We start from the raw sequence: 18,778 nt of genomic DNA, 5'->3' as shown, positions 1-18,778 counted from the left end.
TATCCCCCTTTTATTCGTTAATTTAATATATTTTATAATACTATAAATATGATGGATTTTCTATGATTTGGGCTGGAGAAATGCCACGTGGCGATTTATGATATAATGCGGAAGAACACCATTCTAAGGAAGGGGATTCGTATGTGGAACGAATTTAAAAAATTTGCCATCCGCGGCAATGTCATCGATTTAGCCGTTGGGGTGATCATCGGTGGAGCGTTTGGCAAAATCGTTTCCTCGCTCGTCAATGACATCATCATGCCACTTGTCGGGTTGCTTTTAGGCGGCATCGATTTTAGCAACTTATCATGGAAAGTCGGCAAGGCGGTAGTCAAATACGGCGCATTTATTCAAACGGTCGTTGATTTTTTGATCATTGCCTTCTCGATTTTCCTGTTTGTCAAACTGATTAACAAACTATATGAGCGTGTGAAAAAACAAGAAGAGATGGAGGAAACAGAACCGACTTTGACAAAAGAAGAAGAGCTGCTCACTGAAATCCGCGATTTGTTAAAGCAACAACGAGAAACGATGTGAGCGGTTGTCTATGATGTGGACGGGCTTTCAAAACCGATGTTCATCAATTCTCTTGACGATACATGACATAGTCGATTGAAGAGTGGTGCTAATGACGATATTTGAAGCATTGATGGTTACGATCGCTTTCACAAGTTTTGGAGTTTCCATACTGGTACGATCAAACGAAATCATCCACCCTCAAGCGAACGAAGCGTTGGGGTGGATGATTGTCTTCCACTTGCACTGACCACCTTTACACCAACGGTCTATAGCCAGGGCAAAGAGGCGGTAACACCTTTAGCTTCACTGATTATGTGGGTCAGTTTGTATCAAGGAGTCTCTCGCCGTTCAATGGACGTCGATGACAACGTAGTCCCAGTACGTGTTTCCGAGATAAATAAGCAAGGCCCATGTTCCGGATTCTCTCAGTTTCATATTTGATGGAATATGGGCGTCCGCCTCATTGTTCGGACTCCCTGGAACTGACGTTGTCCAAACACTTTTTCCGTCTACGGTTAACGCAGGGGCGACATCGTTGCTTCCTTTTTTCACGGCCACGATTGTCAGCTTTCCTTCTGGAATGGAATCCCCCCAGAAATGCCACATGTATTTGTTCCCTTGATTGGCTGTAAACGGTGCATCAATGAACCCCACTTTATTCGGCACTCCGCGCATCAAACAATTTCCAGATTGAAAAACCGGACTTACTTCCCAATTGATGCGCTCAATGATGTTCTGATCTATTTTTATAGGTAGTTTTTCAATATCACTAACGGTAGACGGAGGGGAATGAACTTGTCTTTCATTCTTTTCCCATATACTGCATGCGGATAAGGAAAAAAGGATGACCATCACGAGCAAGGGCTTGAGTAAATACACCATACACCCTCTCCTTCCTAGTTCCTGTTTGTTTTCGCTAATCACTATTATAAAAAGGAAAGAGTCTTTGGGCCTGGATGAATTTTCATCTTCAGTGCGCTTCATTTGACCGCTCCGACAAGCATGATGAGCAAACGGTCGCTACCTTCATTGACAATTGTTCTTGTTGTAGGAAAAGCATCTGATCACTCTCTTCAGCATCAACCGGTTGTCAAAGAAGCCAGTATGCCAGCGGTGCGGTGAGGATGAGCGTCAACACCGTCCGCTCAAACCAAATGACGAGCAATTTCGGCAAGCTAAGTGGAATTTCGGTCGATACAATGCATGGGATGACAGCGGAAAAGAACAAGATGGCGGAAATTGATACAACGGCAATAATAAATTTCGTTACGAGCGGAGCTTCGGTGACAAGCAAGGCCGGCAAAAACATTTCGGCAATCTCGATAGCGGAGGCTTTCGCTGCCAACAACGGCTCTGGAATTTGCAAGAGAAGAGTAAACGGATAAAACAAATACCCCAGCCAATCAAACAACGGCGTATATTCAGCGAGCAGCAGCCCGATCAGTCCGACCGACATAATCGAAGGCAAAATGCCCATCGTCATCATAAAGCCATCGCGCAAGTTTTCCCATATGTTCGTCCCGATTCCTTTTGACTGCGCTACCGCTTTCATCGCCTCAGACCAAGCTTGTTTCATATAGTTCCCCGTCACTCTTTGCTCGGGGTCCCCCTTGCCGTCGTAATACTCATCGCTCATGCGACTTAGCGGCCAAATCCGTGCGGTGATGGCTGTAACGGCAAATGTGACAAGAAATGTCACCCAAAAATACGTGTTCCATATCGACATGAGCCCTAACGTTTTGGCGACAACCACCATAAATGTGACGGATACGGTGGAAAAACCGGTGGCGATGATTGCCGCCTCTTTCACCGTATATTTGCCCTCTTTGAACACTTTGTTCGTGATCAAAAGGCCAATGGAGTAGCTACCGACAAAGGAGGCAACAGCATCGATGGCCGAGCGGCCCGGTGTTTTCCAAATCGGCCGCATGATCGGCTGCATCCAAACACCGACGAATTCAAGAAGCCCGTAACCAACAAGCAGAGCGAGAAAAACGGAACCAATCGGCACAAGCAAGCCGACGGAAATGACGAGCTTATCGTACAAAAACGGCCCCATATCCGGCTGAAACAGCCATGCCGGACCAATCTGAAACACAAGCATGACAGCCACGATCAAGCCAAGTACTTTGAAAATGGAAAAAACAGCAGTGACCGCGTCTTTGTTCCACGTCTTATTATGGAATGGATGGATCGCTCCAAGAGCAATAACAATAAGCGCATAATACGGTACGAGTCCCGGGAACTGCGCGCGAATCCATGTAACAATATGATCGAGTAAAATCGATGATGTGCCTCCGATGGACACCGGGACAAAAAATACGAAAATACCGATGGCACTAAAGACGAAAAACTTCCATGCACCGCTTGTTGGCGTTGGTGTCGGTACGGATGGCGGTACATTTGTATCCGTTTTCATTTTCCTCCACCCCCATTGTTCTTCTTACACAAGACGATGCAACCGGAAGCATCCCGCTCCCGGTCGCCAAACACCTCCACGGAAGACTATTCCCCTTCAGATGCATACCTTGCCTTCATTCACCACGATCTTCCCATCCTTAATCACCATCTCCGTATGGTTGACGCCGTAATAGTACATGATTTGCATATAGTTTGCGGCGTTGAAAATGGCCAAATCCGCTTTCTTGCCCGGTTCAAGGCTGCCGATCACGTGAGAGCGGCCGATGGCGTGGGCGGCGTTGATTGTGGCGGCGGCGAGCGCCTCAGCCGGGGTCATGCGCATATGCAAACAGGCAAGGCTCATGACAAGCGGCAGTGAAACGGTCGGCGATGAACCAGGATTGCAGTCAGTCGCTAGGGCGACAGGAACGCCGTTGTCGATCAAGCGGCGGGCGTCAGCGGCCTGGGTCATTAAGAAAAATGCCGTACCTGGCAAAAGAACGCCGATCACGCCGCGCTCCGCCATGCGGCGGAGGCCTTCATCAGACGCACGGAGCAAGTGGTCGGCCGAAATCGCCCCAACCTCAGCAGCCAGTTCGGCACCGCCGTACGGTTCGATTTCATCGGCGTGGATTTTCGGCGTCAAGCCGTGCGCCTTGCCCGCTTCGAGGATGCGGCGCGCCTCATCAGGGGTAAACACACCACGCTCACAGAAAACATCGTTGAACTCGGCCAAGCCTCGACGGCTGACCTCAGGAATCATTACTTCCATGATCAAGCGGATGTATCCATCCCGATCGTCCTTCCACTCCGGCGGGACGGCATGAGCACCAAGAAAAGTGGAAACGACATCAACCGGGTGGGTGTCATGAAGCCTCTTGGCAACTTCGAGCTGCTTGATTTCGCCTTCAAAGCTTAAACCGTAGCCGCTTTTCGCCTCAACGGTTGTGACACCATGAAGCAAAAACAGATCCAGCCGCCGCTTGCTTTCCTCATACAGCATTTCTTCCGACGCCTCGCGTGTCGCTTTTGTCGTCGCATGAATGCCGCCGCCAGCATTCATGATCTCCATATACGTCGCCCCACGGAGACGCATCGTCCATTCATGTTCACGGCTGCCGGCGTACACGAGATGAGTGTGGGGGTCGATGAGTCCAGGAGTGACCGTTTTGCCGCGGGCGTCAATCACATCCGCCTCACCGATCCGATCGGCAAATCGGTGAGCCAGTTCATCGTCCGGACCAACGGCAATGATCACCCCCCGCTCGATCCAGACGCTTCCGTTTTCAATGATTTGAAGGTCGTTCATCTTTTCTCTGACAAGCGGAGCCGCGGAGCTTCCCGCCAGCGTGACGAGTTGGCGAGCGCGGCGGATAAAGAGTGGGCGCATCTTATCTCCCCTTTTCTACTTCAGCATTGGCATATCAATACCTTTTTCTTTCGCCGTGCGAATGGCGAGCTCATACCCCGCGTCAGCGTGGCGGACGACACCAAGTCCCGGATCGGTCGTCAACACACGCGCCAACCGTTCTTCCGCCTCTTTCGTGCCATCGGCGACAATAACCATGCCAGCATGAAGCGAATAGCCCATACCGACGCCGCCGCCATGGTGAACCGACACCCAGCTCGCACCGCCGACCGCATTCAATAGCGCGTTTAAAATCGGCCAGTCGGCAATGGCGTCACTTCCATCTTTCATTCCTTCCGTTTCTCGGTTCGGCGAGGCGACAGATCCCGAATCTAAATGATCGCGGCCGATGACGATCGGCGCCTTCAATTCGCCGCGAGCAACCATGTCGTTAATGATTTTCCCGAACTTCGCCCGTTCGCCGTAACCGAGCCAGCAAATGCGCGCCGGCAGCCCTTGAAACTTGATTTGTTTTTGCGCCATGCGAATCCAATGGCAAAGGCGTTCATTATCGCTGAATTCGCGCAAAATGACTTCATCCGTCTTATAAATGTCTTCTGGGTCGCCGGAGAGCGCCACCCAACGGAACGGGCCTTTTCCTTCGCAAAAGAGCGGGCGGATGTAAGCTGGCACAAACCCCGGGAAGGAGAAGGCATCCTCGACTCCTTCGTCTTTCGCCACTTGACGAATGTTGTTGCCGTAATCAAACGTCACTGCCCCTTGTTTTTGCATCACAAGCATCGCCCTTACGTGCTCAGCGATCGATTGTTTGGCACGAGCAACATACTGCTTCGGATCGCGAACCCGCAGCTCGGCGGCTTCCTCGAGTGTCAAACGAGCAGGAATGTAGCCATTTAACGGATCATGAGCGGACGTTTGATCGGTCAAAACGTCAGGAATAAAGCCTATGTCAACGAGCTGCGGCAGCACTTCGGCCGCATTGCCGACAAGACCGATCGACAGCGCTTTTTTCTCTTCTTTCGCTTGTTTTGCCATTTGAAGCGCGACGTCTAGGCTGTCAGTCATCGTGTCAAGATATTTCGTGTCAAGACGGCGCTGGATGCGAGCCGGGTCGACTTCGATAGCAATACAGACGCCGCCGTTCATCGTCACTGCCAACGGCTGCGCCCCACCCATGCCGCCAAGGCCAGCCGTGACCGTGATCGTTCCCGCCAGTGTGCCGCCAAAGTGCTGGCGCGCCACTTCGGCGAACGTTTCGTACGTCCCTTGAACGATGCCTTGGCTTCCGATGTAAATCCAGCTGCCGGCCGTCATTTGCCCGTACATGATCAATCCTTTTTTGTCGAGTTCATGGAAATGGTCCCACGTCGCCCATGCCGGCACGAGGTTAGAGTTGGCGATGAGCACGCGCGGCGCGTTCGGATGGGTGCGAAACACCGCGACCGGCTTCCCCGATTGAATGAGCAATGTCTCATCGTTTTCTAAACGAAGAAGAGTGTCCACAATCGCCTCATAACATTCCCAGTTGCGCGCCGCTTTACCGATGCCGCCGTAGACGATCAATTCATCCGGTCGTTCGGCGACATCCGGATGCAAGTTGTTGTTTAACATGCGGAGCGCTGCTTCCTGAATCCATCCTTTCGCTTGCCGCGTTGTTCCTGAAAGCGCTTGAACCATCCGTTTATTTCCCATCGTCATCCCCCTCTTTTTCCTCTTTGCTTTTTATTATGAAGGAAGCCAAGAGGAGGGAGATAGATGCTCTTCTTTTAAAGTTGATCCGTTTTTTTAGAAATTTCATATTTCTTTATACCACATCCGTCCATTTCTTTTGATATATGTTCATTTCTTTCGAAAAAACTGTCTACTGCGGTGATGACCGATGGAGCCGTTGTTCATCACGGTAGGCGGTCGGCGTCCGGTTCAGTTCGGCTTTAAAGACGCGCGTCAAATAATGAGCTGTCCGAAACCCAGTCTGTTCGGCGATTTCTTTCACAGACAAGTCGGTTTGTCGAAGCAACCGCTTTGCCTCCTCGAGTCGCCGTTTCGTCAGCCATTGGCGAAACGTCACACCGCGCTTTGTCGACAACAAATGGCTGAAATACGCAGGGCTGCGTCCGGCTGCTGCCGCGGTCCGCTCCAGCGTGAGCGACGGATCGCGAAAATGCGTTTCCATATAGCGAAGCCCCCGTTCGATGGCGTCGACACGCGCACCTTCCTCAGCCCTCCTCGCTTCGTGGAGCAGCCGGTATAAAAACAAAATCAATTCTTGGACGATACGATACAGCACAGGATTGTACAAAATGTCTTGAAATAGACGCATGTACTCACATTCCATCGTGCCGTGGTCAAGACGGTATGTTTTCATAAATCGCCGGATTTGCGCCAAGATGCTCGTCAGCCGCGTGCGCACCATCTCTGGGCTCGGAAACGGCGGCGTCCAATGGGAAAATTCATTCTGCAACCATCGTTTGACCGCCTCGTGGTCAAACTGCTCAAGCATTTCAACCCATTGTCGTTGCTCTTCCGGCGTCAAAAACGGATCCAACTCACGCCACCGTTCATATTCAGGCGCTGGAGCAATCACTTGCTGGTAGCCGATAAAAAATGTCGTCTCGAGCAGCCGGCGGGCAGCTTGATAGCGCATACGCACCGATTGCTGACCATCCGGTGGCATGATGACCACCGCCAACGGTTCATGATGTTCCTCCTCCCAATCGCGCATCATCTTCCATGCTTCTTCCTTTCCATTGCCCGGCAGCTCGGGAAAAAGGCACACCGCCATATGAGTCAACGGTAATACGCGCGCACGCCGGCGAAACGGATAGCTCGTTAAAAAGCGAACCACCTCAGCAGATAGGGAAGGCTGTTCCGCTTGCACCAGCCATACATGGAAGGAGACGTCAGCAAAGTCCTCGTAAAATAACGGGCGATAATCGTCAAAATGGGCATCAAGACGGGGGCGTTCACCGCCAGCGGAAAGCGAAGCCGCCGTTCTCAACGCTTGTTTCAGTTTGGCGGGCTCAAGCGGCTTCACAAGCAAATCGACGCATTGTAAATCGATGGCTTGTTTTGCCCGCGCGAATGTCGCCTCGGCGGTCACCGCAATCACCCGCTGGCAAAACAAACGGATGCAAGACGTCGCTTTCCCCCATTGTTCATACGGAATCATATCTAATTCGACATACAATAGCTCCGGCGCCTCCCGCTCTAGAAGCGCCCTCATCTCCTCCACCGTGGCCGCCGTGTACACTTGCTCAATCGGCAGTGAATACGCAGACACAAGCCAGCGGATCGCCTCCCGTTCGTTGTGATCCCGTTCGGCAATGACCAATTTCATCTTCTCACCGCCTCGGTTGCAAACGTCGAAAATGAAGAAGCGCTTCCATGCAGAAGGCGGCGGCTAACGCCACTGTTTTTCCGCCTTCATCAACGAGCGGATTGACTTCGCAAAGATCCACACTGATTGTTTTCGGGTGGGAAACGATTCGGCGAATGAGCGCACGTGCCAATGATGGAGAGAGTCCAAACGGCGACGGCGCGCTCACTCCTGGCGCTGCAGCCGCACTGATCGCGTCCATGCAAATGGTCAATATTATGCTGTCATGCCTCAAGGCAAATTGTTCAATTCGTTCATAAGCCGCCTCGATCGCTCCCGCCGTTAGCTGTTCTTCGAGTATGTATTCGCATCCGTACCTCTCCGCGTCCGCAAACAGCGCTGCCGTGTTCCCAAGCCGCTGAATCCCTAAGCAGCAATACCCCACCTGTTTATCTTCATCTAATATTTGCCGAAACATCGTCCCTGACGTCGGCCCGTTGTCGTACGGACGCAAATCGAAATGAGCGTCAATATTGATGATGCCCAATCGAGCGTTCGGCCCAAGCGCTGCACGGACGCCCAAGTAATGGCCATACGCCGTCTCATGGCCGCCGCCGATCACCACCGGCGCCACCCCGCTCTGCAACAGGCGGGCGATGGCTTTTCCGAGTTCGGCCTGGCTTTGTTCGAGACGTCCGTCAGCACAAACGATATCGCCTGCATCGTAGATCGACGCTCCTGATGGAAGATGCCATGGCAACCGCGCCAACGCTGCTTTCACGGCGGCTGGCGCCTCTTTCGCTCCTTGGCGTCCTTGATTGCGGCGCACTCCCTCGTCGCACACAAATCCAATAAAAGCCGCTGCTTGTTCCAACGGCGTTAATGGCCCCGATAAATCTAATAGGCGAATGCGCTGATGGAGACGAAACGCCCGTTCATCGCTCACACTGTCCACCCGCCCCGTCCAGCAGCTCGCCTCTGGTGGTTGGTACATCCACTCTTCCTCCTTTCGGTTTTCCTCGATTGGACTTTTTCGCTTTCTCTTTTCCATTCTCCTTCCTCCCAACGAGAAAAGAGGAAATCGTCGCTGTTTGGCGAATACAACCACCATGATTCATAACAGAAAGGGTGTTAGAGATGAAGCAATTGACGAACTTGCACGAGGTGATCACTGGTCAAAGCGCGCCGCCGCCATGCGACGTAACACTTGGCGTTCACTTGACGGAAGCTCGGGACGGCTATGCGAAAGGTGTATGGACGGTAAGCGAATCATTGCTTAACGGCAATGGGGTGATCATGGGCGGATTTGTCGGAGCGGCGGCAGACATTATGATGGCTTATGCGGTGACGACCTTGCTTCGCGATGATCAACTCCATGCGTCAATCAACTTGCAAACGACATTTCATCGTCCGATGGAAGCCGGAGAAGCAGAAATCGAGGCACAAGTGGAAAAATTCGGCCGGACTATCGCCTATGTGACCGCCACCGTACGGCAAAACGGCAAAGAGGTAGCAAGCGCTACGTCATCGGTGCTGATTATGGACAAACGATGAAAGAACAATGTCTACTAAACGTTCTTGGACGCTAGAAGGTTGATAATATACAACAACGTGATTTCTCCAATAGAGAAACTAAACGCGAAAGCAACATTGCCGTCCTTAGTCGAACTCCAGCTGCAAAGCGCCGAAGAAAGCGCTGTCAAAAAACAGCGGCTCTCCGGCGCTTTTCGCTGTCTGTTAAGGACGGACAAATGTTTTTGGCATGACGACAGCTACGACTTGTCCGCGGGCACACAATTCGCCGTTCGCAAACACTTCGGCGTCGACTTGCCATTTTTTCGGATGAATTTCCGTCACCGTGCCGATGGCCACAAGCGGCACACCGTGCGGCGTCGGTTTGAGAAAATCGACATGCAGTGAAGCGGTGACAAAGCGCGGCGGCGCTTCCCCACTGCCCGGCTCATGGCCATTTTTCCGGTGCAACGCAAGCGCTGCTGAGCCGGTGCCGTGGCAGTCGATCAGCGAGGCGATCAGTCCACCGTACACAAATCCAGGGATGGCCGTATGTTCTGGGCGCGGAGTGTATACGGTTACCGTCTTGTCTCCCTGCCATCCAGTGCGGAAATGGTGGCCATGTTCATTCAGTCGGCCACAGCCATAGCACCAAGCAAATTCATCCGGATAGTCATCTTGAATGGCGTGAACGATCGTTTCTTCCACTAAATCTCCTCCCCTCTTTTTCTAGTATATCATCGGATCGAAAAGACCACGACCCCCAAAGAGCTCTTTTTACATCAACGTCCCTTTCCGTCCACACCGCCCTTCGTTTAATAACCCGAACGCGCGTTGCAAACAAGGAGTTGACCCCTCACCGGGAATCGTTCCTGATTCAGCCCCAACTCCCCCCTGTATCAAACAAAGCTGATAAACTCATGCCATCGATCGGCATGCGGTCGAGGCAAGAAAACGGAAGGGGCGTTAGCCATGACCTAACGCCCAAAGATCGATGGTAACAGGTGGCCCAGACGATGAGGCTTCTTGCTTTCTTTCGGCTCGTCATCTCTTCCTCGGACAAATGGAACCGCCAACCGACACGAGCCTCTCTTTCTTTTGCTCAATGCCTTGCCTTATGCGAAGTGATGTCATTTCCCTTCAGCGGGCAAATTCGTGTTGTATCCTTTCAATCAGCTCGCCGATAACCGACTCGTCAAGTTGTAAAAACGTTCATTTCGGCGTCTCGTTTGTATGTATGATCCCGCTTAACCGTTCGAAACCGACGGCGTTTTGATAACATGCTTTTGGTGCTGCGATACTTGGATGATGGCATATGCCCATTTTTTTGCGGTCATTCGTTGTTCTTCCTTTTTAGGACTCAATGGAAAACACTGCTCGCAAATACGGTGTCATTCGCGTAGGCAAAATTTCTTTTTTTCCTAGCTCCATCCATATATAGCGGTCAAGGGCATACGGACCTTCCGCTTTCCATTCATCCACCTCAGCGTTCGTTAGCAGGATAGAAAATATCGTTCCTTGTGCTTCCCCATACAAATGGACATACCCGTCCTCACGGTCGACATGCACGACCGCCTGTGAATCAAACTGAATGAGTTCCGCCCGCACGCAACGCATAACGTGAACCGCAAACGCCGCAGCCGGCAAATGTGCCGCCATGCAAGCGCGGATCGAAAATCGTTCCGCCATTGTTTCTTCCTCACCTCCCATCCATCAAAAAACCCCTTTCGCCTCGGAATGATGCGAAAAGGGGTGGAACCGTTCTTATCATCCAAAGCGAACTCGCTTTGCGGGTTTTAGCACCTTGCCAGCGGCAGGTTGCTGTGGGGTCATCAAGCCCGTTCTCTCGCCCACTCTTGATAAGACATATGCAATTTACTCTTATATTACCATGGGGAAACAAAAGTGCAAACTTTTTGTTTCTTCTGCCTATTTTAGTTACTTTGAGGCGCTGGCTGCTTGATGTTGCAACGCAAGCGAGATGATAGGTTGTTTTGGTTTTTGCCAGCTGTTGCTTTTTTATGGTTGTTGAATATTTAGCACATAGTTTTATAAAATAAGATAGCGGTTGTCTTTCTCTTTTCCAGACGGGTTGCGAACAAGTAAAGGCTTGTCAGGGCGTGCGCTGACATCCCTGCCCTTCGCTACCATCAGCTTTGCTCCTGTTTTGAACCACCAAAAAACGGACACCCTCAGCCAAGGGTATCCGTTTTCTTCCCGTTATTTAAACATCATCGCCGCCCGCACTGCTTTTTTCCAGCCTTCATAGAGTGCCGTTCGCTTATCGTCAGTCATCTGCGGCTCAAAGCGGCGCTCAAGCTGCCACTGGGCAGCAATATCTTCACGACTGCCCCAATAGCCGACCGCCAGCCCAGCTAAGTACGCCGCTCCAAGCGCGGTCGTCTCGCTAATCATCGGCCGCTCGACCGGCACAGCGAGCAAATCGCTTTGAAACTGCATGAGCAAGTTGTTTTTCACCGCTCCTCCGTCGACGCGCAATGTCGTCAGCGGCAAGCCGGCATCCGCTTCCATAGCGGCGAGCACGTCCTTTGTCTGGTAGGCGAGCGATTCCAATGTCGCACGGATGAAATGTTCTTTCGTCGTGCCACGTGTGAGGCCAAACACCGCTCCACGCACCTCGCTGTCCCAATACGGCGTGCCGAGACCGACGAACGCCGGGACAACGTACACCCCGTCCGTTGACTCGACTTTTTCGGCGTACGTTTCGCTGTCAGCCGCCGTTTTGATCATCCGCAAGCCGTCGCGCAGCCATTGAATGGCCGAACCGGCGACGAAGATGCTGCCTTCAAGCGCATATTCGACTTTGCCATCGATGCCCCAAGCAATTGTTGTCAACAGCCCGTGTTTTGACTGCACCGCTTTTTCTCCGGTGTTCATGAGCATAAAGCAGCCGGTGCCGTATGTATTCTTCGCCATCCCTTCGGCAAAGCACGCCTGTCCGAACAAGGCTGCCTGCTGGTCACCCGCCGCCCCAGCGATCGGCACTTCCACGCCGAAGAAATGATGCGGAACGGTTTTCGCATATACTTCCGAGGACGGCCGCACCTCAGGGAGCATCGCCTTTGGCACGTTTAAAATTGCAAGCAACTCATCGTCCCATTCAAGCGTATGAATGTTAAACATCAATGTACGCGACGCATTCGAGTAATCAGTCACATGAGCGCGGCCGCCGGACAGCTTCCAAATAAGCCACGTGTCGATCGTGCCAAACAGCAGCTCGCCGCGCTCCGCCCGTTCACGCGCTCCGTCGACATGATCTAAAATCCATTTCACTTTCGTTCCCGAAAAATAAGCGTCAATGAGCAGCCCCGTTTTTTCGCGAAACAGCGGATCATACCCTTTCGCTTTCAACTCGTCGCAAATATCAGCCGTTTGCCGCGATTGCCAAACGATGGCGTTGTAAATCGGATTGCCGCTCTCTTTTTCCCAGACAACGGTCGTTTCCCGCTGGTTCGTAATGCCGATCGCCGCCACTTGTTCCGGCTTCACTTGCGCCTCAGACAAGACACTGGCAATGACCGCAAGCACCGAGCCCCAAATTTCGTTCGCATTATGCTCAACCCAGCCGGGCTGTGGGAAATATTGCGTAAATTCTTTTTGCGCCATATGAACAATTTCTCCACCACGGTTGAACAAAATGGCACGCGAGCTTGTTGTGCCTTGGTCAATCGCTAAAATATATTGATCTGTCATGAACATTCTCCTCTCCTACTCGATTTTTTCAGCTCAATGACACCGCCGCAAACACCGTGCCTCCTGTCAAACTGAACGGCGACCCGCTACCGCCGAGCCCGCCCCTTTTCCTTTCATCATGCCAGCTCCAGCCAGCACCGCCGCCGCGGCAATGAGCACGCCCCATAGCGCCGCACTTGTCTTTCCTAAAAACAACGCTTTATATACTAGACTGCCAAGCGCACCGCCAAGCAGCGGCCCGACAATCGGCACCCACGCGTACGACCAATTTGATGGTCCTTTTCCCGGGATCGGCAACAAAAAGTGGGCGAGGCGCGGTCCGAAATCACGTGCCGGGTTGATAGCATACCCGGTCGTACCGCCGAGCGACAAGCCGATGGCGATAATGAGAAAGCCGACAATAAACGGGTTGAGGCCATCGGCGAATCGGTTGGCACCAATGGCTAAAATCCCTAGGACGAGCACAAACGTACCGATCATTTCGCTCAGCAAGTTAGCAGACACATTCGGCACGGCCGGACTAGTAGCAAATACACCGAGCTTAATACTAGGATCATCCGTTTCTTTCCAATGCGGCCAATAGTGGAGATAAACAACAGCCGCCCCAATCATCGCCCCAAGTACCTGAGCAATGACATACATCAGTACATCGTCCCATGGGAAGTCGCCGCTTATGGCCAACGCCACGGTTAAGGCCGGATTGAGATGAGCGCCGCTATATTGACCGACGGCATACGCTGCGATCGCGACCGCTAGCCCCCACCCCATCGTAATCACGATCCAACCGGAATTCGCGGCATACGATTTCTTTAAGTTCACGCCGGCGCACACCCCGGATCCGAAAATGATGAGCAGCGCCGTTCCGACGAGTTCTCCTAAAAATGGTGACATTTGGTCTCTTCCCCCTTTTCATTCGTGATTTCCTCTGCCATTTCCTGCTTCAGTGCTCCTTCCGGAAGGTTGCACGTTGGGCAAAAAAACAAAGACCCACACACTTCCCCTATTCAAAGGAAACATGTGTGGGTCTCCGTTTCTCCGCCACAAAATGATTAACTTGTCTTTAGGATAGCGCAAGTTTGTAAGCGTTGTCAACCTATTTTTTCGGTAAAATTTGCACGTAGTCGAAGTCGAGCGTATCGACCGCATCCTCGATATCGAGGCGGGTGATGAACCGGTATGATCGGCCTGGACGCGACATCGGCAACGTCTCTGGGATCGTGTAAGCAAACGGGATTTCCTTTTTCTCCCCCGGCTTGATCGCAAACGCTCCAGCCGCCGGGATGACAGCTACGACCGCATCGCGCTCCTTGCCGTTTTCAATCGTTTTTTGTACAAGCTCAACATCGAGCCGCTCGATCGTCTGCTCGACCGTTCCACCATAAATATGAACGACCCCTTGAATCGTTTCACCCTGTCGCCATAACGATTTATTTAAAATCAAGTCGACACGCGCCGACCCGACCCCGACCTTTGACATCATTTTACGCAGCAACACTAATTGTCACCTCTTTAGTCTGTCACTCTTGTCATTCCAATATACGAAAAACAGCCGCCGCCCGTTTCAACCAAAGCCAAAAAATAAACAGACGATTGCCTGCACGGCAAAAGTCTGTCTCGGGATGAAACAGACGAATGCATTTTTTGTTACCGCTTACACCAGAGATTACCGCATTCGCCTTCTCTTGTCAATCAGTTATTCGTATACATTTTCATTTTCAATAATGTAGTCGATCCGGATGACCGGGACATCCTGCTGCTCGACTTCCGCGACGATCAGACCGACGCGATCATTATAGATGCAAAACGTGTCCTGTCCTTTACGAAACGCCGATTCGCCATACGAAAGAACCATGTGGTAAATTTTATTGTTGCTGAAATAGCGGCGGCTGACTCGGTTGCCCAGCCGGACAATCACTTCTTGACCCGCGATTTTTCCGCGGTACATCCGCTTCTCCCCCTTTTCGTCGTTCCTATTCCAATGTATGGTTTTTTTCGGTCGTTCATGACTTTTTTCTCCTTCGGTGGCCCGTTTTCCTTTTCTTTGTGGCGCTTTTTCGAAGAGCAAGCCTCTTTTTCGGAAATTTCCTTTCTTTTGCTTGACGCAGCGACCTTTGGTAGTGTATAGTAAAGTCATCACATAACAGAATATATTTCAGGCATTCAACACGAATACTCATCTTGGGTTGCTGTGGAGTATATTTTGTTATTTGATAAAAAATCTTGAGGTTAGCCAGGCTGGCTAAAGGTATTAGGAGGAATTCAGTATTATGCAACGTGGTAAAGTAAAATGGTTTAACAACGAAAAAGGCTACGGTTTTATCGAAGTGGAAGGCGGTTCGGACGTATTCGTTCACTTCACGGCAATCCAAGGTGAAGGGTTCAAAACGTTAGAAGAAGGCCAAGAAGTTTCGTTTGAAATCGTACAAGGAAACCGCGGACCGCAAGCAGCGAACGTTGTCAAATTATAATGCTTCGTTGACATAGACGAAAGAACGGCAGCGGAACAAAAGGCATCCTGCATAAGCAAGGATGCCTTTTTCGTTTTCCTTTTGCATAGTTCCGACAAGGCGGCAAACAATAACAAAAGGGAGGTGTTCATATGGCAAAACGCGATGCCGACGTACATACAGGATACAACGACTTGAAGCAAGTCGAAATGTTCGTCGAGACGGCGGAAAAAATGGTCGGTCAAGCGACAATGCAACTTGATCCGGAGATGCTTAACCATGCAGAACAAGCGGTCGAAAATGCCCGCCGCCAACTCGCCCGTGCCCGGCAGGAAGCGACTGGCGTAGACGGTGACTTTCTTGCCCGGTGCGAACAAAAATTGACCCGCGCTGAACACCAGCTTCGCGAGGCGCAACAATAATCCGAATCAGACGGAGCTTCGCCACGCGAAGCTCTTTTTGCTGTCCGCATCTTCGGACGTACCCGTTCCCCCGTTTTACACGCCGGACGAAGCGCTTTTCGTTATCGTTGCTCACCGTGTGATACGCGCTGCAGCCTTGTTGTCTCTAAGCGCGTGAAACGCCGTTTGGCGCCTTATCACCCGCACAAACCGCCCCTGAGAAAAACGCTGTCGCCCTTTGCCGCCTGTCACTGGCGCGGGCGCGGCGATGCGGAAAGCAGCATCTCCCCGTACTGCCGCATTTGTTCCCCAACCGTGCATTGCTGGATGCAAAACGACTGGGCGTACGTCTTGCCGTACTCTTTCCGGAATGTGCTTTTTAAAAAACAGCCGTCACAGTACGTTTCTTCAAGCCAGGCGATTTGTTCCAATATTTCTTTGCGTCGGTTTCGCTTTTTTCCCATACAACCTTACCCTTTCTCCGTCAATTCCATTTGGCTTGTGATTAGTTGCCCGTCGAGCGCTTGGCGCGCAAGGGAATCAGCCTCTTTATTTTGCTTTCGTGAAATCGGCTCATACGTCGGCTGAATGTCGAGATCGCGCATTTTAGCCTCAATGCGGTCAAGCCAGGCGTTATGATCTTCTTCAAAACACGGCCAGTCGCCCGACAGCTGCTTTAACACAACATGGGAGTCGCCGCGAAACGTCACTGGCAAATGGCGGACGCCAAGCTCCTCAAGCATCTGCATCACAAACCAAAACGCCGCATACTCCGCTTCGTTGTTCGATCTGATTTCGCCAAGCTGGCGGTTAGCACGCAGCCGATAGCGATGGTCGTTTTGCTTATAATATATGACCGCACCGACGCCGCCTTGGGTCGTCTCATGGTCAAAGCCGCCATCAAAATACGCAACGACGTCATGCGGCTCGCTTTCGATTTCTTTCAATAGCTTCTGAAGTTCTTTTTTTGACCACGAGATTCCGTTTCGGTCGATGAACTCAAGCGCCTTCGTGCGCCCGGTTTTTTCAAAATCGTCGGCCAACACCAGCGCCTCGTTGGCATCGGTCCAATCTGACACGAGAACGGCTTCTTGTTTTTTCGGTGTGATATATGTCCATTGGATTTGCACATCCAACTGTTGTCACCCTTCCGTGTCGCAATGATCAGAGCTGGTTTTTATTTTACCACACTTTCCCCCTTGTTCATTACTTATTTTTATGCACGACGAACGGTTGTATCAACCGTTTTCTTACATCCCCCACTTTTTTTCAAAAAAATATGTCTTTTTTCGGTTGATTTATGATACACTAGCGGCTAGCAGCGTATCAAATGACTAGATGTGAACAGACAAACAAGGGGGAATTGAATTGAAGCAGCAAACCGTCGCTGATCTTAGTTTGCTGGCAGTCGCGTTCGTCTGGGGGGCGACGTTCGTCGTCGTCCAAAATGCCATTTCCTTTTTAGAACCGCTGTCGTTTAACGCCATCCGCTTCAGTTTTGCTGGCTTGTTCCTTTTCGCATGGATCGCCATCGTTTCCCGCCCGCTGCTCAGGCAGTTATCGTGGCGGGTCATCGGTGCAGGTGCTTGGATGGGGCTATGGTTGTTTGGCGGCTATGCGCTTCAAACGGTCGGGCTTTTGTATACAACTTCATCGAAAGCGGGCTTTATTACCGGGCTGAGCGTTGTTCTCGTGCCGCTGTTTTCGTTTTTGATTTTAAAGCAAAACCCGACCACGAATGCGGCCATCGGAGCGGTGCTTGCCGCCTTCGGTTTATATTGGCTGACAGGCGGAGCCGAGTTGTCATTCAACCGCGGTGACGTATTCGTCTTTTTTTGCGCCATTTCCTTTGCCATGCACATTATCGTGACGGGTCAATATTCGTCGCGTTATTCAACATTGCTGTTAACGATGGTGCAAATTTTTACCGTCGCCATCCTTTGCTTCATCTTCGCCTTTTGTCTTGAAGAGGCAACGAACATGTGGGATACGACGGTGCTCCGCCGTCCGGAAGTGTGGGGAGCGCTCACGATCACTTCGCTACTGGCGACGACAGCCGCTTTTTTAATCCAAACAGGGGTGCAAAAATATACGACGCCAACTCGTGTAGCACTCATTTTCGCTATGGAGCCGGTATTTGCTGCTTTGACCGCCTATCTTTGGGCTGGCGAACGGCTGTCGCCATCTGCTTGGCTCGGCGGCATCGCAATTTTGGCCGGCATGATCCTCTCCGAACTTCCAAGTGCGCGCTCATGGGGGAAACGGTGGCGGGAAAAGCGGAATATCTCCTCGTAGCAGCAAAAGCTGTCCTGCGTGAACAGTGGGACAGCTTTTTTCGTCACGTTGGGCGTTTCGCTGTCATGATCCTCTGAAGCAAGCGCTCCATTCGCTTCACTCCCTACCCCTTCGTCTGCGGCGACACAGCCAATGCGAAACAGCACCAGTCATGATCCCGAGGAACGCTCCACCAACAACTTCGATCGGCTGATGGCCAAGACGGGCGCGGAGCTGTTGCTGTCGTTTTTTGTATACGTCTTGTTTCGGATCGTCTTCCAGCTTTTTCACTTCCTCGGCCAGTTCGTTGAGGCGCAGGGCGAGTTCCCCCGCTTGGCGCCGCACCCCTTGTGCATCATACATAACGATCAATCCAAATAACGCAGCCAAGGCAAAATCGATCGTGCGCACGCCTCGCTCAAGGGCGATAAATGTCGCTAAAGCAGAAACACCTGCCGAGTGGGAGCTTGGCATTCCGCCCGTTTCAAAAAAGAGCCGCCAGTCCCATCGGCCTGTCTCCAGCTGCTTAATCGGAATTTTTAAAAACTGCGCCAGCGCGATCGTCGCGAGCGCCGTTTTTAACCCTTTGTTCATCGTTCTTCCCTCCTTTGCCGACCGCGCTTTGCTTATATTTTCACCCGAAGCGGCCATACTATCCGAGTGGAGGTGAAAACGATGGCGAAAAACGGCGGCAAAAACCGCGGCACGAAGGCGCCGGGCGTCAATCCGCAAGGCTTTGGCCAAGACGGGACGCTTACCCCTGACCCGAAAAGCAAGCTCGAAAATGCTGCGAAAAAGCTCAATACAAAATAAAGCAGGCTTCCCG

21 protein-coding genes and 1 riboswitch are annotated in these 18,778 nt (G+C 51.7%); of the genes, 6 read left to right on the top strand and 15 right to left on the bottom strand.

Going from position 1 to position 18,778, the window contains the following annotated elements; genetic code table 11:
* Positions 1-141 precede the first annotated feature (141 nt).
* Positions 142-537 (top strand): large conductance mechanosensitive channel protein MscL, encoded by a 396-nt coding sequence (gene mscL, locus IC804_RS16675; RefSeq protein WP_011887221.1) that lies wholly within the window; start codon positions 142-144, stop codon positions 535-537.
* A gap of 330 nt (positions 538-867) precedes the next feature.
* Here the strand turns inward: mscL and IC804_RS18930 are convergent, their stop codons facing one another.
* From IC804_RS18930 to hutG, 6 genes are all read right to left on the bottom strand, one after another.
* Positions 868-1,194: a DUF4871 domain-containing protein gene (locus IC804_RS18930; protein ID WP_255505862.1), complete on the bottom strand. Its 327-nt coding sequence runs from the start codon at positions 1,192-1,194 to the stop codon at positions 868-870.
* 415 nt (positions 1,195-1,609) lie between these two features.
* The gene (locus IC804_RS16665) at positions 1,610-2,938 is read right to left on the bottom strand and encodes a YjiH family protein (protein WP_081157252.1); all 1,329 of its coding nucleotides are present in this window, start codon (positions 2,936-2,938) and stop codon (positions 1,610-1,612) included.
* A gap of 96 nt (positions 2,939-3,034) precedes the next feature.
* Positions 3,035-4,309: an imidazolonepropionase gene (hutI, locus tag IC804_RS16660; RefSeq protein ID WP_081157251.1), complete on the bottom strand. Its 1,275-nt coding sequence runs from the start codon at positions 4,307-4,309 to the stop codon at positions 3,035-3,037.
* Positions 4,310-4,324: 15 nt separating this feature from the next.
* On the bottom strand, positions 4,325-5,980 hold the full coding sequence (gene hutU, locus IC804_RS16655; RefSeq protein WP_369802843.1) for a urocanate hydratase: 1,656 nt from the start codon (positions 5,978-5,980) through the stop codon (positions 4,325-4,327).
* Between the two features lie 169 nt (positions 5,981-6,149).
* Entirely contained in the window at positions 6,150-7,625 is a 1,476-nt protein-coding gene (locus tag IC804_RS16650; RefSeq protein WP_081157250.1) for a helix-turn-helix domain-containing protein, read from the bottom strand.
* 4 nt (positions 7,626-7,629) lie between these two features.
* Positions 7,630-8,598: a formimidoylglutamase gene (hutG, locus tag IC804_RS16645; RefSeq protein WP_035499195.1), complete on the bottom strand. Its 969-nt coding sequence runs from the start codon at positions 8,596-8,598 to the stop codon at positions 7,630-7,632.
* Between the two features lie 143 nt (positions 8,599-8,741).
* Here hutG and IC804_RS16640 point away from each other — a divergent pair, with 143 nt between their 5' ends.
* Complete coding sequence (locus tag IC804_RS16640) at positions 8,742-9,158, top strand: PaaI family thioesterase (protein WP_008879495.1); 417 nt, start codon at positions 8,742-8,744, stop codon at positions 9,156-9,158.
* Positions 9,159-9,341: 183 nt separating this feature from the next.
* Here IC804_RS16640 and IC804_RS16635 read toward each other — a convergent pair whose 3' ends face one another.
* The 6 genes from IC804_RS16635 to IC804_RS16610 form a co-directional block, all read right to left on the bottom strand.
* The gene (locus tag IC804_RS16635) at positions 9,342-9,824 is read right to left on the bottom strand and encodes a PaaI family thioesterase (RefSeq protein ID WP_008879496.1); all 483 of its coding nucleotides are present in this window, start codon (positions 9,822-9,824) and stop codon (positions 9,342-9,344) included.
* A gap of 645 nt (positions 9,825-10,469) precedes the next feature.
* A complete protein-coding gene (locus tag IC804_RS16630; RefSeq protein WP_008879497.1) occupies positions 10,470-10,805 on the bottom strand; it encodes a hypothetical protein in 336 nt (111 codons plus the stop codon).
* Positions 10,806-10,877: 72 nt separating this feature from the next.
* Positions 10,878-10,982: riboswitch (SAM riboswitch) on the bottom strand.
* 354 nt (positions 10,983-11,336) lie between these two features.
* A complete protein-coding gene (gene glpK, locus IC804_RS16625) occupies positions 11,337-12,830 on the bottom strand; it encodes a glycerol kinase GlpK (RefSeq protein ID WP_081157249.1) in 1,494 nt (497 codons plus the stop codon).
* A gap of 66 nt (positions 12,831-12,896) precedes the next feature.
* Complete coding sequence (locus tag IC804_RS16620; RefSeq protein ID WP_081157248.1) at positions 12,897-13,721, bottom strand: MIP/aquaporin family protein; 825 nt, start codon at positions 13,719-13,721, stop codon at positions 12,897-12,899.
* A gap of 202 nt (positions 13,722-13,923) precedes the next feature.
* Positions 13,924-14,325: a sporulation protein gene (locus IC804_RS16615; RefSeq protein ID WP_008879500.1), complete on the bottom strand. Its 402-nt coding sequence runs from the start codon at positions 14,323-14,325 to the stop codon at positions 13,924-13,926.
* A 198-nt stretch (positions 14,326-14,523) separates the two neighbouring features.
* Positions 14,524-14,775, bottom strand: a complete 252-nt coding sequence (locus IC804_RS16610) for a hypothetical protein (protein ID WP_008879501.1) — start codon at positions 14,773-14,775, stop codon at positions 14,524-14,526.
* A gap of 322 nt (positions 14,776-15,097) precedes the next feature.
* On the opposite strand from IC804_RS16610, the gene cspD reads away from it, so the two are divergent.
* Together cspD and IC804_RS16600 are read left to right on the top strand one after the other, a co-directional pair.
* A complete protein-coding gene (cspD, locus tag IC804_RS16605; RefSeq protein ID WP_003251474.1) occupies positions 15,098-15,298 on the top strand; it encodes a cold-shock protein CspD in 201 nt (66 codons plus the stop codon).
* 131 nt (positions 15,299-15,429) lie between these two features.
* Entirely contained in the window at positions 15,430-15,699 is a 270-nt protein-coding gene (locus tag IC804_RS16600; RefSeq protein ID WP_008879502.1) for a DUF2564 family protein, read from the top strand.
* Between the two features lie 227 nt (positions 15,700-15,926).
* Here IC804_RS16600 and IC804_RS16595 read toward each other — a convergent pair whose 3' ends face one another.
* A complete protein-coding gene (locus tag IC804_RS16595; RefSeq protein WP_008879503.1) occupies positions 15,927-16,142 on the bottom strand; it encodes a zinc-finger domain-containing protein in 216 nt (71 codons plus the stop codon).
* Positions 16,143-16,148: 6 nt separating this feature from the next.
* The gene (locus IC804_RS16590; protein WP_008879504.1) at positions 16,149-16,814 is read right to left on the bottom strand and encodes a ribonuclease H family protein; all 666 of its coding nucleotides are present in this window, start codon (positions 16,812-16,814) and stop codon (positions 16,149-16,151) included.
* 232 nt (positions 16,815-17,046) lie between these two features.
* On the opposite strand from IC804_RS16590, the gene IC804_RS16585 reads away from it, so the two are divergent.
* Positions 17,047-17,973, top strand: a complete 927-nt coding sequence (locus IC804_RS16585; protein ID WP_060475776.1) for a DMT family transporter — start codon at positions 17,047-17,049, stop codon at positions 17,971-17,973.
* A gap of 96 nt (positions 17,974-18,069) precedes the next feature.
* On the opposite strand, the gene IC804_RS16580 is transcribed toward IC804_RS16585, so the two are convergent.
* Complete coding sequence (locus IC804_RS16580) at positions 18,070-18,546, bottom strand: divergent PAP2 family protein (RefSeq protein WP_008879506.1); 477 nt, start codon at positions 18,544-18,546, stop codon at positions 18,070-18,072.
* A gap of 81 nt (positions 18,547-18,627) precedes the next feature.
* Between IC804_RS16580 and sspL the strand changes: the two genes are divergently transcribed.
* The gene (gene sspL, locus IC804_RS16575) at positions 18,628-18,765 is read left to right on the top strand and encodes a small, acid-soluble spore protein L (protein WP_008879507.1); all 138 of its coding nucleotides are present in this window, start codon (positions 18,628-18,630) and stop codon (positions 18,763-18,765) included.
* Positions 18,766-18,778 lie beyond the last annotated feature (13 nt).

This window comes from Geobacillus sp. 47C-IIb (assembly GCF_014679705.1).
GTDB lineage: Bacteria > Bacillota > Bacilli > Bacillales > Anoxybacillaceae > Geobacillus > Geobacillus thermodenitrificans.
This window is presented reverse-complemented; position numbering and strand designations above follow the sequence as displayed.